The following is a 16,486-nucleotide window of genomic DNA, read 5'->3' on the forward strand; positions in this document are numbered from 1 at the left end:
GGATGTATGATGAACAAATGGTTCAAACACATAGGTTTAGCCATAGCACTGTTATTTAGTGCCGTGTGTATAGCCAATGGTGGTGATGAACTGGCGAATCAAGTTCAACAGTCTGATGCCCAAATTTGGGCACAACTGAAGGATGGTGCCACGGGATACACTACCTCCCAAAGTGAGTTTCATGCTCAACCCATCAATACCTATGATTTACGGGTATTAGAGCTACGTAGCGACTGGTTAGCGCCGGCCTTAATGGCAGCACTATTCGGCATGATCATTATCTTTGTTTTATTTATCAAGGTGAACGGCATCTCCAAGCTACACCATGGTTTTTCAGGCAAGTTAGTGCATCGCTGGTCTAAGTTTGATGTTTCAATCCACTGGTTAGGCGCGATCCCGTGCTTACTGTTGATTTTAACGGGCTTAACCTTGCTGGCAGGTCGCTTCTTCTTCCAACCTTGGTTGGGCGAAGGCATCTGGGAAGCTATCGTCTACGGCGCGAAGCAAATCCATGACGTGATGGCGATTCCCTTCATGATAGGTTGGGCATTAATGACCACCCTATGGGCGAAAAACCAGCTGCCAAAAATGTACGACGTAAAGTGGTTCTTAGTCGTGGGCGGTTACATTAACTTTGGCCCGTTCAAAGGTAAGCACCCAGACGCAGGTTTTGCGAACGCCGGTGAGAAAATGTGGTTCTGGGCCTTTGCCCTATTTGGATTAGTGATTTCGGCCTCTGGCATGTTGTTACTCTTCCCTAACCTATTCGAACCTAGCCGTACATTAAGCTTGATCGCACTCGTGCTGCACTCTGTAAGCGCAATCGTGATCTGTGCTTTCTCTATCGTGCACATCTTCATGGCAACCGTGATGTCAGAAGGCGGTATGGAATGTATGGTATCTGGCTACTGCGATGAAAACTGGGCAAGCCAACATCACAACCTGTGGTTTGACGAAATCAAAGCTAACGGCACCTTGAAATACAAAGACTAGTGTCATTGACTCGTCTCAACGCATAAAAGAAACCGTCGGTTTAACTAAAAACACCTCGCAGCGTCGAGGTGTTTTTCTTCATGCCAACATTGATACATTTTAAAACATTTACTCAATCTGTGATGTCGCTCACAAGCGGCAATACCTGTGTTGTTTCTATGTTTCAAAATTTAGGAGATTTGACAAATTATAAATTAAAAACAATAAGTTAGAATTCAACGTTATTTTGCAACTCAATATATAATCAACCCAGCGTTTGATTACATGCAACAATATGAAAACAAGTATTAATAAACAATGTCTTACGGCGTAATTTAAACAACCATCAATTTGCACCCTCTTATTTCAGGCTGTAAAATGACCATATTGTGTAATTTTATTACATCACCTCTTCTATCCGTTTTACATCCTTAAGGTCACTATGTTTAATAATGCTAAAACCAGCACTCTGACGGCTTTGCCCTCGGTGATCGCGAGTATTCTCCTCATCATCATAGGTATCTCATCCTATCGTAGCTTTACCGATCTCGGTGAAACTAGCCGTCGCTTAGTCAACAATACCCAACTGGCAGAAACCTTTACCAATATACGTGCTGAATTCTTTGAAATTCGTTTAGCGACGCTAGTCCATAATGAGAAAGGCATTACCGAACATCAACAGAACATTGGCCAGCTAGTCGCTAAACTCTCTGAGTTTGATACCAATTTCATGGGCCAAAATGCGCGTAACATTCAGACTTTACAGCCACAGATAGAGCAATATGTCCGTCTTTACCGACAAGAAGTTACGCTTGCTGAGCGCACCGCCACAGAAGCGGAATTAACTGAGGAACGTCGTGAACTTGGTCCTAAAGTCAGCGATCAAATTAATCAACTCGTTTCACTAATCACTATCCGTAACCATGAGTTAGGAACTCAGGCAGGAAGTAAGATTGCTATCGCAGAAAGCTTGTTACTAGGCCTGATCTTATTTGCCATCGTCGCCTCACTTCTCAGCGCGCTCTTTATGAGCAAACGCTTAGTCCGAATCGTCAATGACATTAAGCTGGTAATGGAACGCCTAGCCAATGGCGACCTGACACATAAGACAAACATAAAGGGTGACAACGAACTCTGCTCACTCGCCACCGATCTCGATCGCGTTATCGATAATCTACGCCATATCATCTCAGATATTACCCAAGCCTCAGATCACATGTCTGACCAAATTGGCCAACTGAATGTGCAATCCAATACTAATAGTGGTGCGCTACAAACTCACGCAGTTGAAACCGACCAAGTCGTAACGGCCATGACAGAAATGAGCGCGACTGCCCATAACGTTGCAGGTGATGCCGCGTCTGCAGCCCAGTTTACTCAGCAAGCCAATGAACAAGCTGATAAATCGAAGAAAGCCGTTGAACAGGCCGCCAACACTGTGATTGCCTTGGTGACTAAAGTCGATGTAGCAGCCGATGCGATTAATGATATGAACGAAAACACTCGTCATATCGCCGCGATTTTGAATGTAATAGGTGAAATTGCCGATCAGACCAATCTGCTCGCGCTTAATGCAGCCATCGAAGCCGCCCGTGCAGGTGAACAAGGTCGAGGCTTTGCTGTTGTCGCCGATGAAGTGCGTACACTGGCCGCTCGTACTCAAGCCAGTACATCCGAGATTAATCAGATGCTTGAACGTTTACGCCGCGGTGCCGATGCAGCCGTGACCGCAATGGAGCAAACCAAACACAGTTGCCAACAAGCCGCCGACACAACCACTCTGGTAACGGAAAACCTCGATACCCTGACCGCTTATGTGTTCGATATTAATGGGCTCAGCACTCAAATCGCCACCGCCGCCGAAGAGCAAAGCGCCGTGACCGAAGAAATAAACCGTAATCTGACCACCATTCGTGAAATGGTCGATGAACTGAATCAAAGCGGTAAAGCCACCCTTAACAGCGCTACAGCTTTAGCCGCGACGAAGGAACAACTCGTCGGCGTGGTATCGCATTTTAAGCTTTAGGTTTAGGTTTAGGTTTAGGTTCACTGAAAAAAGCTTTTAAATCTGCGGCCTAAAAACAAAAATTATTAGGCCGCAGATTTTTAGATCAGATATAAAGCGAGTCACGAACCTGCAATATAAATCGCAGCCAATAAATCTAACCTATTATTAGTAATGTATTTTTAGAAAAGTTATTGACCAAAAAATGATTAAATTGATTCAGTGCCAACAGTACTAAACCAATAATAAGAGCGTGAAGCCTGTAGTTCAGAAATGAAGTCTGCCCATCACTCATTCCCACAATATTGAACACAACTAAAAAACTGCGGACTCAGCCAATCGACGCCGTCGTCGGCTTCCATGTAACGCCCACACACCGTATTCGTACTCGATACCTTAAGCGGCACACTTGTCACATTTAGTTCACAGCCTAACTTTATATTACCTGCCAACAACATAGCTAATCACTTTGAGAATCGGGATATATTAAGATGAAAAATGTGCTCGTCACCTCAGGCTTGTGCCTGTCAGTTTTGCTACTGAGTGCTTGTAATTCGGATGATAAAGACATCAGTAGCCTGACCACACAAACCACCTTAATTGGCGGCGATAGCCACTGCTGGATGGGCGGCACTCGCACGGATTCGGGTCTTGATAGCAACGATAACGGTAAGCTCGACGGTAATGAAGTGGTTGATAGCAGCTATATATGTAATGCCGACCTGTTTACGGATAAAGCGGTGCATTTACCTTTCACTGTGCTGCGCGCTGATTTAGACAATGGCGCTATGCCTGGTACTAAATTTGAAATTCGTAACGGCGGCTATGGCTCTGATGCTGCGCCAAATCCCAATAATCCTATTCAATTTTATGCCCTCACCGATCGCGGTCCGAACGCCGATTACACTGGCAGTTTAGGCAAAGGCAAAATGTTTCCAACACCGGACTACACACCACGTATCGGTTTGTTTGAACTCCAAACCAATGGCACCATCACTAAGGTCAAAGACATCTTATTTAAACGCCCAGATGGCAGCTTGATCACCGGACTTCCCAATAGCAGCAGCCTTGGCGGCACAGGAGAAATCCCCTATGACGCAGCAGGTGAAGTCATTCGTCAAGACATGAGCCAGCCTTATAATGCCCAGACCAACCCCATCAAACTCGATGATTATGGGTTAGATTCCGAAGGTCTTGCCGCCATGGATGATGGCAGTTTTTGGGTCAGCGATGAGTATGGTCCACATATAGTGCATTACTCGGCTGAAGGCGTAGAAATAGCGCGTATTAATCCTTTCGCAGACGATAAGCGCAACTTATATAGCCTACCGGCAGAGTTTGCTCATCGCCGTGCCAACCGCGGAATGGAAGGGCTGACTATCACACCCGATCAGTCGACACTTGTGGGCATAATGCAATCGACCATTTCCAATCCCGATAAGAGTGTTAACAACAATACCCTCACTCGAATCGTGACCATCAACTTGGCGACCGGCGCTATTGGCCAATATTTGTATCAGCAAGAAATTGCCCAGAACTCTAACTCAGCGATCGTTGCCATAAGTAACAGCCAATTTTTAGTGTTAGAACGTGATGGCAAGTTTTTTAATATCGACACTGATGTGATGAAGCATGTATACAAGATAGATATAAGCGGCGCGACGGATCTCGAGACCGTCACTGCACAAGCTGATATCGCCCAAGATGCAGCGCTAGGATTAACCCTTAAAGGTAAAACCTTAGAACAGGTAGCGCTAAGCGATGGCTGGGAGGCACTTGCAACCAATGGCATCATACCCGCGACAAAATCACTGGTGCTAGATATGGCTGCCAAAACACAATATCCCCATGACAAAATGGAAGGTTTGTGGCTAATTGATAATAAGCGTTTGGGTGTGCTAAATGACGACGACTTCGCCACTTGGAGTAATAACAACACCTTAGAACAGAAATATCTCGATAGTGCGCAAAGTGATATCGACGGCAACACTTTGTATATCGTTGACAACTTGCCCTTATCGGCTGATAAATAACCATTGAGTATTCAACCGCATGAGTCATCACAGTCTTTAGTGATGGCTCATGATGCACTCAAGTTGTAATAGAAGTCGTTATCGCGAAAACATAAAACACCTTGCATCAGCACATCACTTAAGGATTAACCGATGAAAACAGCTTCACAGGCGATGATGTCATTCACGTTAATCTCAAGTGCCCTGCTCGCCTCATATGCAGCACAGGCCAATCCTGTTGAAACATCAAGGGAATATAAGTTACTGCTCGACCCAAGCCACTTTAATTACGCCACTCAAAGTACAACCGCCAATAACTATCTAACGGATGCTAAACAAGTCATTAGCAACGCTATCAGTCGTAATATCACAGGCTCTTGGGCATTAACCAAAACACGTCAAGTAGCCTTCTATGACACCCCAACCAGTTGTCAGCTAAAGCAGTTAGGTTACATTTTTCGTGACCGAACGAGCGATGGCAAAAGTGAAGTAACCCTCAAATTTCGCAGCCCTGATCGATTTATTGCTGACTTTGAAGATCTCAGCTCACCCGATAATCAAGCCGACACCAAACTCGAAGCCGATATTAGTACCGATATCAATAATGGCATCCGCATCGTGTATAGCCATTCAACCACCACGCCAAACACTCGCACCTTAAATGATATGGCCGATGTAAATAGTCACTTTTCAGGCTTTGCCGACGCTTACGGTTTAAGTAACAATCTCACACTCGCCAAAGTCGGTGGCCTTACGATTAATGAATATGTGTTTGAAGGCAGTGAAATCGATTTAGGCAGCATAGACGCCTCACTCGAACTCACGCTGTGGTACACCAGCTCCCCAAGTGCCTCGCAGCAACCCGTGATTGCCGAAGTATCCTTTAAGTATAAAGATCCCAATAGCAATTACACCGCCAAAGTCGTGCAAAGAGCCAAGCTGGCTTTCGGCGCTATGACGCAAATGAGTGCGTGGAACTCAACGAGTTCACTTACTAAAACTGCTTTTATCTATGCGGCAGCACCCAATTTTTGCAGTCAATAGCGACACAAATCAGCGTCGTTAACACTAATACCAATCGTATTAAATATCTGTTCATTCAGCGGGAGTTCAACGCGCTTTAAACAAGGCGAAGGCTTGAAGGCATAGTGGTGCTCTGTCGAAAGCCTTGAACGCAGTATAAAGCGCGTTGAAACCCGCCCTTTGGGAGCCTCACAGGCATCCCACTCCCGTGTTGCATTGACTTAAAAGGGAATAACCATTTCTGCGTCAATGCGCCTTGGATTGAAATGCCTGTGAGGCTCTGAACTGATTAGATATTTAATGTGATTGGTATAAGGCATAAAGCCGCAAAACGACTATTGGGGCAGGTAAACTAGGTAACAAGGAAAATGTCGGTAGCCCCTTCAAACTGGCAATGCCACACATTAGTCACGGCAGTGCTATCGCTGCAACTCATCCGCAAGTCATAACACAGTGGCAAACAGCAAGACTTGCTTGTAGCATAACAAGCCACTATGTTAGCCAACTTCACTAGCACTACCACTTGCAAGTACCCGCTTAACTACAAGGATGTTATGAAGATATTCACGATTGCGACTCTCCTATTACTGTTGACCCTAAGCTTTGCAGCAACGGCGGAAAAATCCACGCTGGAACAGTTATTTGAGCAACAACAATACGACGCTTTCTTACAACAAGCACAGCAGCAAGCCGCAGAGAACAATGCTGAGGCGTTATTTCTACTGGGGAAAGCCTACCATCTCGGCCGTGGCGTCACGCAAGACAATGCCACCGCCAGCCAATACTATGAACAAGCCAGAGCCTTAGGCTCGGCCCGTGCCAGCCATAATCTAGGCAGCATGGCGCTGGAGAATGATCGAAAAACGCAGGCCATCCCCTTATTAGAAGAAGCGCTGGCGCGGGGCCTTAAACTACCGACCTTATATAACCTAGGACGAGCACACAGTCCGGCAGATCCCAACTCAAGGTTCTATCTAGCGAAAGCAATCGCAGCGGCGCAGCGAGCGGGGAGTTACTTTGGACAAGCCTTTGAACTTCAACCCGACAACCTCTATCTGGATAATGCCTCACGCGAGTATCTGCGCGCTTACTTAATAGCGATGCAAAGTGTCGGCAGCGAAAGAGAAAGTCTCGACCTCCCGCAGTTACGCCAGCAAGCCATAAAGTGGCTGGAATTGGGTATGGCAGCAGATAACGGTACGGCGTGGACAAACTACGGCGCCCTACTGTTGAATGAAAATGACTACAGCGGCGCGAAAGCCGCATTTTTACAAGGTGCTAAGCGTCAAGTTGCCATCGCTAATTATCATTTAGGCAGTATGGAAGAGCGCGGTTTGGGCGCAGAAACCGATAAAGTGCAAGCACTGGCATACTACGAGAAAGCGGCGTTAGCGGGCATGGAACAAGCGAAGGCTCCCGCTTATGAACTGCTTAAGTCACAACTGGAATATGAAGACGATCTCACTAAATTGGAACAAGGCATTGCCCGCTTTAATCCACTAAAACAGCAAGAACAGTATGTTCCCATCTCACTGGACTCAGTTATAAATCGGCTGGCGTGGGGCACGTTTCTGGCACAGCAGCGGCAACAGACTCTTTCGCTACCCACAGCGGCCAAAACCCAATTAAGCTTGCAGGCCTGTGGTTTAGGCTACAACCAATTGCATGGCAGCACATACAATATTGGAGAAAACTCGCACTGGCGTATGGCGGCGTATCTGACCTTAGCCGACAAAATCGCTTTACCACTTGAAGGCAGAGTCGACGAGCATGGTTGTGCCAGCTTAACGATTACCATGACAGATCAGCTGTATCGCTTGTTACAACAAGGTGCCGTATTCGGATTGCGCTTTCCCAACTACACCCTACCACTGGCATTAAGCCAGCAAGAAAATATCTTGCAGCTGACACTCATGCCCGTCGAGACCCCATTACCGGTTAATTAGTCACAGCAATCTAAGCTTGTGGCCGCGCTTGCTAGGCCACAGGCATTGTCTATTTTCGCCAGCAACATCTTATTAATCTTGCGATTCCCTCGCCCAATATCCTGCCAACATGGCGCCTGACAGGTTATGCCATATCGAGAATATCGCGCTGGGGATGGCAGAAATCGGGCTAAAAAACTTAATGCACAACGCGGTAGCGAGGCCAGAGTTTTGCAAGCCAACTTCGATGGAAATAGTTTTACAGACGGTATGGTTAAAGCCTAATAAACGGCAGCAAAAGTAGCCTAAAGCGAGGCCAAAACCATTATGTAAGAACACTGCCAGCAAAATAATGGGGCCAACTCTATCAAACTGATTGGCATTTAACGCCACGATAATGGTAATCGCCATCACGATTGCCAAGATTGAAATCAACGGCAATGCGGGAGCGACTTTGGCCACCAGCGATTTAAAGAAATGATTGATGATCACGCCTGCGCTAACGGGGAACAGCACGATTTTCACTAAGCTCAGTAGCATGTCGGCGAAGGGGATATCGATCATTTCGCCAATCAACAGCTTAATAATCAGTGGCGTTAATACTACGCCCGCTAAGGTCGACAGTGCCGTCATGGTTATCGATAAAGCCACGTCGCCTTTTGCCAAATAACAGACCACGTTTGAAGCGGTGCCGCCTGCTACGCTGCCCACCAACACCATGCCTATGGTGAGTTCCCTATCTAATCCTAATAACTGGCTGATCAATAATGCGCTGAGCGGCATGACCGAAAATTGCAGTATCAGCCCAGTCAGCACGGCGCGTTTTTGTTTGAATGCATTAGCAAAATCCTGCAGATCTAAGGTGAGTCCCATAGAGAGCATGATGATCACTAACAGCGGCACTATGGCGGATTTAAGCTCAGTAAACCAACTCGGCATTAAATAAGCGGTCACCGCGCCTATAAGTGCTAACAGCGGGAAGAAGCGGTTTACGTTTACCAACATAGCTAGCCCTTTAGATCAGGAGGTTATTTTATCGCTCGGATGATGACAGCCGTGCCTCGGATAGACAAGCGCCAATCCACCAGCAATAAAAACCTGGAATGGTGTTTTTTATTCTCCACATTTCGACTGACACCTTAAGTTAACTCCCCAAATTCACAGTAGATTCCGCCCCAAAGCGCAGGATAAAAATGCATTCTCGATCGCTAAAACATGATCTGCTTAACAAAAAGCCCGTGATTTCCTTGTTAGGAAACCGTAACTTATAACCAGTTCACGTTTTAACAATTACATACGATGTAGTCTTATTGCGCTAGGTGGTCGTGAATTACCTAAAGCAATTTCGGTGTTTACGGTTAGCACTCACAGATAGGAATCGTTATGTCTTCAGTTATCCAAACGCTCAGCGGCGCTATCGCAACGCCTTATCAAGCGAATATTACCGTCCCTAACTGGATGCTCGGCTCGATGGAACGAGTCATGCAGTACTACGTCGATAAGAATCTTCGCCTCGATACCCTTTCCGCAGAAATGATGCCAGCGCCCGTAGAAGGCAAAAAGTATATGCTGTACGCGCATATCCCCTTCTGCCATACCCTGTGTTCTTACTGCACCTTCCACCGTTTTATGTTCAAGGAATACAAGGCACGCGCCTATTTCATCTCATTGCGTAAAGAGATGGAAATGGTTAAAGCCCTCGGCTATGACTTTGAATCTATGTACATTGGCGGCGGCACCACCACAGTATTAGAAGATGAATTAGCCCGTACTATCGAACACGCGAAAACCCTATTCCCGAGTATTAAAGAAGTCTCCTGCGAGTCCGATCCGCAGCATTTAGATAGCCCAGGCTTTAAGCAACTCAAAGGCCTAGTGGATCGCATGTCCATCGGCGTACAAAGTTTTAATGACGATATTTTAAAAATGACCGACCGACTCGATAAGTTCGGTACGGGTCAACAAACCTTCGACAAGATCATGGGCGCCAAAGAGCTGTTCCCGATCATCAACGTCGATCTGATTTTTGGTTTCCGCGGCCAAACCGATGAAGTGATCCAACACGATCTCGACATGGCATCGCGTTTAGATCCAAGACAAATTACCACTTATCCGCTGATGATCACCCATCAGACTCGTAAGAGCGTGAAAGGCAAGTTAGCGGCGCCGCAGGCGGATATGGCTAACCAATATCGCCAGATCTTAAACAGCCTAAATGGCCAATATAATCAATTATCTGCATGGGCATTTGGTAAAACCGATGACGAAGGATTTGACGAATACGTTATCGACTACGACGAGTATTTAGGCGTAGGTTCTGGCTCATTCAGCTTCTTGAATGACACCCTATATGTGAACACTTTCTCGCTGCGCAAGTACCAAGAGCGCATTGCCGCCGGCCACATGGGCGTCGAGCAGCAAAAGAACTACAGCAAAAAAGACGTGATGCAATACCGCTTCTTGCTGGGCATGTTCTCCGGCCGTTTATCACGTAAATATTTCCGCGACACCTTTGGCGTCAACTTAGATACCGCCTTGTTTAAAGAAATGACGTCGATGAAGTTAATTGGTGCGATCAAGAATGACCCAAGGGATCCTGACAATCTGATCGTGACCGACAACGGCAAGATGATGGGTCTCTTGATGATGAAAGAGTTTTATTCAGGCATGGACAACGTGCGCGCCCAGTTGCGTAAACCGCTCAAACCCTGTGATATGTAACACTTACGGATGATTGTTGATCCATAAAGACTAAACAGGCCCTTCGAGGGCCTTTTTGTTAACTTGGTTTAAAGGTAGTCTTGCCTTATACCAATCGTATTAATACTAGCTTGAGCGCGATCCCAGTCATAAAGGAGTATGGGTTATGGGTTTTAATGAACAAGAAAAACATGCCTTATTGGCACTCAAAGGCGTTGGCCCCATTGTGATTAAACGCTTCGAAGAAATTGGTATCAGTTCACTGCAACAGCTAGCGCAACACGAAGTGGATGATATCGCGAACTTAGTCGCCAGCATGCTGCGCACCACGTGCTGGAAAAACAGTCCGCAAGCGCGAAACGCCATAGGTGCGGCCATCGAACTCGCCCGCGCCCACCCGCTAGCAAACAAATAGTCATTCCTATTGATGAATACAACTAACAAAAAGCCAGAGTCAATGCTCTGGCTTTCGTTTAAATGTTAGCAATAAGGTATCGGCTTAAAAACTGTAGGTCATACCTAACCAATAACGGCGACCATCTTCAAGATAACCGTATTCCTCTTGGGTAATGTCCTTATCGAAGGCGTTGTAAATACCCGCGCTAAATTTCAGGCTATCGTTCAACTGATAGTTAGCCCCTAAATCCAGCAGAGTGTAAGAAGGTGCGATAAAACTGCTCGACGACGGTCCCGTTGTCGGTTGGCTCTCTTCGCCACGGTAGTTCACTCTCAACCAAGTGCTTAAGTTATCAATAGGCTCGTAGTTGAACGACGCTTGGATCAAATGCTTAGGCAATTGATTCAATGGGCTGCCTTTGTAAGCCCCCGTCTTTTGCTCTGAATCCGTGTAAGTGTAGTTACCCGTAAAGCTCAGGTTTGAGCGAATCCGATAGTCGATACTCAGCTCAATCCCTTGAGTCACAGCATCGTCGATATTCACGTAAGTGGTTGGGTCGGAACCAAATTGATTGGGGCCATCGGTACACTGAGTCGCAGGACAGGCCACGCGGGTGATCTTATCTTTAAACTCGTTATAGAACACACCCGCACTGGCGGTAATGCTCTCGGTCAGATCCGAATACACACCTAACTCATAGTTCACTGAGGTTTCGGGTTGTAAATCTGGATTACCGTACATGTTGCCGCCACGGCTCACTTGTCCCCAATCGGGCACTGTCTGGCGCAAACTCGGCGCCCTAAAGCCCGTCGACACGCCACCCTTTAAGGTGGTGCTGTCGGTTAATCCCCAAACGCCGTAAACACGCGGGCTGACATGGTGACCAAAGTTTTCATCATCATCCAAACGCAGCCCCATGGTCAGGGCAAAGTTATCGACTATGCGCCATTCATCCTCAGAAAATACCGACCATTGTCTGCGGCTGATATCGGTTAAGTCGCTGACCTGATTGCCGGTTTCGTCGGTTAAATCTTGATGGTTAAATGCCGCGCCAAAAGTCGCCGTATGGCTTTGGCCTAAGGTGGTGATCAGGCTAGATTGCACATCCGTGTTAGTGATCTTCATCTTGCGGGTTTTGTTATCGAAAACCTCATGCTTAATATAAGAATCCGAGGTACCAAAGTCCCAACGCCCTGTGTGTGACAGCGAAATGGTGCTGTTTTCGTATTCTGTCGTTGAAGATTGAGGACAACCGCGACGACCGCAGGCTTCGCCCGGCGCCAGCGGTGTAACGGTTTTGCCTAAGCTGCTGTCGAGTTCTTGGTTTGACACCCCAACTTCGAGCATGATGTCGTGGTTTTCATTGGGGGTGAGCGCAAATCGCGCGGTCAGATTCGTCGCATCACGGCCACGGTAACCGCCGTAGATATTATCTTCTTCACGCTGAGTGTATTGACCGTAAAGTTGCATACCCAGCAGATCTTTAATCAAGCCACCGTTGACGAAAAAGTTACTCTGGTACACATTTCCCGAGGTCGACTTTTCCTGCAACGTCGTGTCGAGTCGGACTTCACCCTGCCACTCGTTCGGCACTTTACGGGTGATAATGTTGATCACGCCGCCAATGGCATCCGAACCATAAAGTGATGACATAGGCCCGCGAACAATTTCAATTCTGTCGATGGCCGCCAATGGTGGCGTCCAAGCGCCTTCAACACCTGGACCGTCGCTGTTAGTGCGTGTCTCGCGCGAAGATTGGCGTTTACCATCCACTAAAATTAACGTGTATTGGCTGCCCATGCCCCGCAGGCTGATGTCCTGACGGTCGGCGCCGCCGGTAATCACCACACCGGGGACTTCTAACATGGCATCGGTTAAGTCGCGATAGAAGCGGTTATCCAGATCCTCACGGGTGATCACACTGATAGATGCGGGCGCGTCGCGAATTTGTTGTTCAAATCCCGATGCGGTCACTACGATTCTTTCCATCATCTTTTCTTTATCAGACGCGGTATCCGCAAGGGCATTTGTCACAGGTACTGCGGGCAACAAACATAAAGCGGTGATCACTTGAGCGAGGTACTTCTTACGACTTAACAACATAACCGACAAGTCTCCATTGGACAAAGATTGTAAATGAGAACAATTTTCAATACGGCAATGTATCCCTATGTTACAATCAGCTCAAGTTAGACTTTAGGTATTCACTTGTAAGAGTTACTTAAAAATGAATAAAAACATGATCAAAGGCATGATCGTTTTTGCGGCAATCGCAGAAAAGGGCTCAATGAGCGCCGCGGCGCAGCAGTTAAACCTCAGCTCCTCAGCGGTGAGTCAACAAGTGACTAAGCTCGAAATGGACATGGGGATCAGTCTATTCCATCGCAATACTCGCAATCTTACCCTCACAGAAGCGGGCAGCTTGTTCTATGAGAATTGCCGAAAAGTCATCGCGATAGTCGAAAGCACAGAGCAAAAACTCAATAACTTGAAAGGGATTCCTTCGGGGGAATTAAAGATTGCCGCGCCCATAGGTTTTGGCGGTGGTCTGTTGAGCGAGCCCTTTAACTACCTGTTGGCGGCGCATCCGCAGATAAGTTTGAATTTACTGCTGCAGGATGGCCCGATAGATATAGTCAACGAGGGCATAGATCTGGCTATTTGCATCGGTCCTTTATCAGACTCCAACTTAATTGCCCGCCACTTAGCCGATTGGCGCATGTTGCTGTGCGCCTCACCCGATTATTTGCCAATGCATAAAATTTTTAAGCATCCCGCTGAATTGGCTGCCTTTAATCGCATTAATCACCCCTGCGCTAACAGTGAAACCTTGACCCACACCCGCAGCCAAGAGTGCTTCGAGCTGACAAGTCAGCGCATTACGGTCAACAATATGCAGGCATTAATCCAACTCACTCTCGATGGTCTCGGGTTTGCCGCCCTGCCCGAACCTGAAGTGCACAAATATCTCGAAAGCGGCCAGCTTGTCCCCCTCTTACCCGAGTGGTCACTCAATACCTACAGCGTTTATAGCGTCACTTCAGCGCGGGATAAGCAGCCCGCGAAAGTGAAAGAAGCACTCAATACGCTTAGCCAATACTTTAGTCAGGCGAATTTTAACCCTACCTATCACTTTAAACAGTGTGTTAAAAAAGACGGCACAAAGGGTAGCGTAACCAATATCTTACCCATAAAGCCCAAGCAAGCGTCCCATCACGCCGACGTCAACCACGCTTCTTAAACGTGTCCTGTGCGCATTCATTTCTGCGCTAAGCTGGGGTATTCTGCTGGGATGAACCGATAAAAAGATGTAACTCGATGAAAGATGTGGCCTTAGTGTTGGAAGGTGGCGGCCTCAGAGCCATTTATACCGCAGGTGTGTTAGACGCGTTTTTGCAGCAGTCGCTCAACTTCAACTATGTGATTGGGGTGTCTGCGGGCGCCATTTACCCCGCGTCCTATGTGTCCCGTCAATTCGGTCGTAATCTTCAAATTCAGCAGCAATATCTCAACGATAAACGCTATATGGGCCTGCGCCACTGGCTGGCGACAGGCAACTATGTCAACACAGACTTTACCTATCGCCGCATGGCCTATGAGTTACTGCCATTTGATTTTGATACATTTTTAAATAGTCATACCGAATTTAAGGTTGGCGCCTTTAACTGCAATACAGGGAAAACCGATTACTTCGGTATGGCCGATTTTAATGACCACGATAAATTACTCGACGTGCTCATCGCCTCCTCTAGCCTGCCTTTTATGTCTAAACCCAGCGTGATTAACCAACATCATTACCTCGATGGCGGCATCGGCGAACCGATACCGTTAGCGCAATCACGCAAAGATGGTTATGCGCGCCAAGTGGTGATCTTGACTCAAGATCAGTATTACCAAAAATCCGCGATGAAAATGAATTGGTTAGCCCGCAAAGCCTACAAACGCTACCCCGCGGTTGCCCATGCGTTAAGTGAACGCCACCGAGTTTACAATCAAGCATTAACCGAGTTAGACCAAGCCGTTGCAGCTGATAACGCCTTTGTGATCCGCCCAGCGCAGCCACTTAATTTATCAAGGATCGATCGCAATATCGATAAGGTGACCGCCGTCTATCAACAAGGGCTAGCGGATGGGAAAACAGTCTTACCCGCATTAACGGCTTGGTTAGCAGCCCCAAAAGAGCCTAAACCCGAGGCGTAATCGACTGCAGCACTTGGCTGATGATCAGTTCTCGCAGCCATTTATGGCTCAAGTCGTGCTCGAAGTGTTTATGCCACATCAATAAATACGCGCCGGGGATCAGCTTGATAGGGGATGGTAAAGACTGAAGCTCGAAGGATTTCATCACAGCAAACGCATAACGTGACGGCGCGCAGAGGATCAAGTCGCTATGTTCACACAGGGTGAGTGCGCTCTGGAAGTCAGTCATGTTCACGGCGATATCACGCTGGCGGCCCTCAAGTTGCAACACATCATCCAGCAACCAATGCTCTAAACCACCAAAGGCCACTTGCAGATGGCGATAACTCAAGAAGGTGTCTAAATTCCACTCTTGTGTTAACGCGGGATGATCGCGGCGCATCAAGCACACTGGATAATCCTGCACTAACTCGACATGGCACAAGTCATCGGGAATATGACTCACATGCATGGGCGAACGCTCGTCCCACTCGCGGCAACCTATGGCTAAGTCGATGTCACAGCGCAGTAATCTGTCCATGGTATCGAGTCGCCAGGTTTGGCAATTGAGACTCACACCGGGCGCTTGGGCGAGCAGCGAGGGCATAAAATGCGGGAAGGTCAGCGAGTATGTGGTTTCAACCAAATGCATTCTAAACTGCCGCTGACTTAAGGCGGGCTCGAAGGTATCGGGCCGCGTAAATTGCGCCAATTGCTGTAAACATTGGCGCAATTCAGGCGCGAGTGACAAAGCTTTAGGCGTCGGCTTTAAGCCGTAGGCGGTGCGCTCAAACAGAGGATCATCAAACACTTCCCTCAGGCGTGTCAGTTGTTTACTCACCGCCGACTGGCTCAAATGCAAACGCGCCGCAGCGGCCGTCACACTTTGTTCCTCAAGCAGGATTTCAAGTACGGGTAGTAAATTCAGATCCAAACGTTTTAGCATCTATCCCTCATTTACCCCAAAATACTGACTAGGGCTGCACTTTTTTAAATGGATTTAACCTTAAATTCTGTGGCAATTTCATCAACAACAGCGACAGTAATATTACACCTATCCCCGCCCACTGACGCATGTCTAATGTCTCACCCACGATCATAACCCCTAATGATACGGCAACCACGGGATTGACTAAAGCAACCATGCCCATGATTTCTGGCCCTAAATTTCGCATCGACCACAACCAAGCCCAATAAGCGATGGCGGTGTTGGCAATCACTAACCATATTAACGATGGCACCACAGTCAGGCTCGGTAACTGCGGCGGGCCCG

General features: G+C 47.3%; 13 protein-coding genes. 9 read left to right on the forward strand and 4 right to left on the reverse strand.

The window, feature by feature from the left end; all coding sequences use genetic code 11:
* Positions 1-9: 9 nt before the first annotated feature.
* The 5 genes from BM607_RS15600 (at position 10) to BM607_RS15620 (ending at position 7,958) form a co-directional block, all read left to right on the forward strand.
* A complete protein-coding gene (locus tag BM607_RS15600) occupies positions 10-993 on the forward strand; it encodes a formate dehydrogenase subunit gamma (protein WP_012090501.1) in 984 nt (327 codons plus the stop codon).
* A gap of 421 nt (positions 994-1,414) precedes the next feature.
* On the forward strand, positions 1,415-2,998 hold the full coding sequence (locus tag BM607_RS15605; RefSeq protein WP_012586478.1) for a methyl-accepting chemotaxis protein: 1,584 nt from the start codon (positions 1,415-1,417) through the stop codon (positions 2,996-2,998).
* Between the two features lie 470 nt (positions 2,999-3,468).
* Entirely contained in the window at positions 3,469-5,010 is a 1,542-nt protein-coding gene (locus BM607_RS15610; protein ID WP_071940373.1) for an esterase-like activity of phytase family protein, read from the forward strand.
* A gap of 132 nt (positions 5,011-5,142) precedes the next feature.
* A complete protein-coding gene (locus BM607_RS15615; protein ID WP_071940372.1) occupies positions 5,143-6,033 on the forward strand; it encodes a hypothetical protein in 891 nt (296 codons plus the stop codon).
* Positions 6,034-6,566: 533 nt separating this feature from the next.
* The gene (locus tag BM607_RS15620; RefSeq protein WP_071940371.1) at positions 6,567-7,958 is read left to right on the forward strand and encodes an SEL1-like repeat protein; all 1,392 of its coding nucleotides are present in this window, start codon (positions 6,567-6,569) and stop codon (positions 7,956-7,958) included.
* Positions 7,959-8,030: 72 nt separating this feature from the next.
* Here the strand turns inward: BM607_RS15620 and BM607_RS15625 are convergent, their stop codons facing one another.
* Complete coding sequence (locus BM607_RS15625) at positions 8,031-8,942, reverse strand: bile acid:sodium symporter family protein (RefSeq protein ID WP_071940370.1); 912 nt, start codon at positions 8,940-8,942, stop codon at positions 8,031-8,033.
* Positions 8,943-9,320: 378 nt separating this feature from the next.
* Between BM607_RS15625 and BM607_RS15630 the strand changes: the two genes are divergently transcribed.
* A complete protein-coding gene (locus tag BM607_RS15630; RefSeq protein WP_071940369.1) occupies positions 9,321-10,658 on the forward strand; it encodes a coproporphyrinogen III oxidase family protein in 1,338 nt (445 codons plus the stop codon).
* Between the two features lie 145 nt (positions 10,659-10,803).
* On the forward strand, positions 10,804-11,052 hold the full coding sequence (locus tag BM607_RS15635) for a hypothetical protein (RefSeq protein ID WP_071940368.1): 249 nt from the start codon (positions 10,804-10,806) through the stop codon (positions 11,050-11,052).
* Between the two features lie 84 nt (positions 11,053-11,136).
* Here the strand turns inward: BM607_RS15635 and BM607_RS15640 are convergent, their stop codons facing one another.
* Entirely contained in the window at positions 11,137-13,137 is a 2,001-nt protein-coding gene (locus tag BM607_RS15640; protein ID WP_006084544.1) for a ligand-gated channel protein, read from the reverse strand.
* Between the two features lie 124 nt (positions 13,138-13,261).
* On the opposite strand from BM607_RS15640, the gene BM607_RS15645 reads away from it, so the two are divergent.
* Together BM607_RS15645 and BM607_RS15650 are read left to right on the forward strand one after the other, a co-directional pair.
* Positions 13,262-14,275: a LysR family transcriptional regulator gene (locus BM607_RS15645; RefSeq protein ID WP_071940367.1), complete on the forward strand. Its 1,014-nt coding sequence runs from the start codon at positions 13,262-13,264 to the stop codon at positions 14,273-14,275.
* 77 nt (positions 14,276-14,352) lie between these two features.
* The gene (locus BM607_RS15650) at positions 14,353-15,234 is read left to right on the forward strand and encodes a patatin family protein (RefSeq protein ID WP_071940366.1); all 882 of its coding nucleotides are present in this window, start codon (positions 14,353-14,355) and stop codon (positions 15,232-15,234) included.
* On the opposite strand, the gene BM607_RS15655 is transcribed toward BM607_RS15650, so the two are convergent.
* Both BM607_RS15655 and BM607_RS22165 read right to left on the reverse strand, forming a co-directional pair.
* Positions 15,218-16,159 carry a LysR family transcriptional regulator gene (locus BM607_RS15655; RefSeq protein ID WP_071940365.1) on the reverse strand — a complete coding sequence of 314 codons (942 nt, stop codon included), beginning with the start codon at positions 16,157-16,159 and terminating at the stop codon, positions 15,218-15,220. The genes BM607_RS15650 and BM607_RS15655 overlap by 17 nt on opposite strands.
* A gap of 28 nt (positions 16,160-16,187) precedes the next feature.
* Positions 16,188-16,486 (reverse strand): EamA family transporter (locus BM607_RS22165; protein ID WP_249269597.1); only part of this gene is annotated, 299 nt, incomplete at its 5' end.

It is taken from the genome of Shewanella sp. SACH, from assembly GCF_001887095.2.
Classification (GTDB): Bacteria; Pseudomonadota; Gammaproteobacteria; order Enterobacterales; family Shewanellaceae; genus Shewanella; species Shewanella baltica.

Excerpts from the sequence above, each read along its gene's own strand:
- BM607_RS15600 (WP_012090501.1), top strand. The coding sequence starts at position 10 with ATGAACAAATGGTTCAAACACATAGGTTTAGCCATAGCACTGTTATTT.
- BM607_RS15605 (WP_012586478.1), top strand. The coding sequence starts at position 1,415 with ATGTTTAATAATGCTAAAACCAGCACTCTGACGGCTTTGCCCTCGGTG.
- BM607_RS15610 (WP_071940373.1), top strand. The coding sequence starts at position 3,469 with ATGAAAAATGTGCTCGTCACCTCAGGCTTGTGCCTGTCAGTTTTGCTA.
- BM607_RS15615 (WP_071940372.1), top strand. The coding sequence starts at position 5,143 with ATGAAAACAGCTTCACAGGCGATGATGTCATTCACGTTAATCTCAAGT.
- BM607_RS15620 (WP_071940371.1), top strand. The coding sequence starts at position 6,567 with ATGAAGATATTCACGATTGCGACTCTCCTATTACTGTTGACCCTAAGC.
- BM607_RS15625 (WP_071940370.1), bottom strand. The coding sequence starts at position 8,942 with ATGTTGGTAAACGTAAACCGCTTCTTCCCGCTGTTAGCACTTATAGGC.
- BM607_RS15630 (WP_071940369.1), top strand. The coding sequence starts at position 9,321 with ATGTCTTCAGTTATCCAAACGCTCAGCGGCGCTATCGCAACGCCTTAT.
- BM607_RS15635 (WP_071940368.1), top strand. The coding sequence starts at position 10,804 with ATGGGTTTTAATGAACAAGAAAAACATGCCTTATTGGCACTCAAAGGC.
- BM607_RS15640 (WP_006084544.1), bottom strand. The coding sequence starts at position 13,137 with ATGTTGTTAAGTCGTAAGAAGTACCTCGCTCAAGTGATCACCGCTTTA.
- BM607_RS15645 (WP_071940367.1), top strand. The coding sequence starts at position 13,262 with ATGAATAAAAACATGATCAAAGGCATGATCGTTTTTGCGGCAATCGCA.
- BM607_RS15650 (WP_071940366.1), top strand. The coding sequence starts at position 14,353 with ATGAAAGATGTGGCCTTAGTGTTGGAAGGTGGCGGCCTCAGAGCCATT.
- BM607_RS15655 (WP_071940365.1), bottom strand. The coding sequence starts at position 16,159 with ATGCTAAAACGTTTGGATCTGAATTTACTACCCGTACTTGAAATCCTG.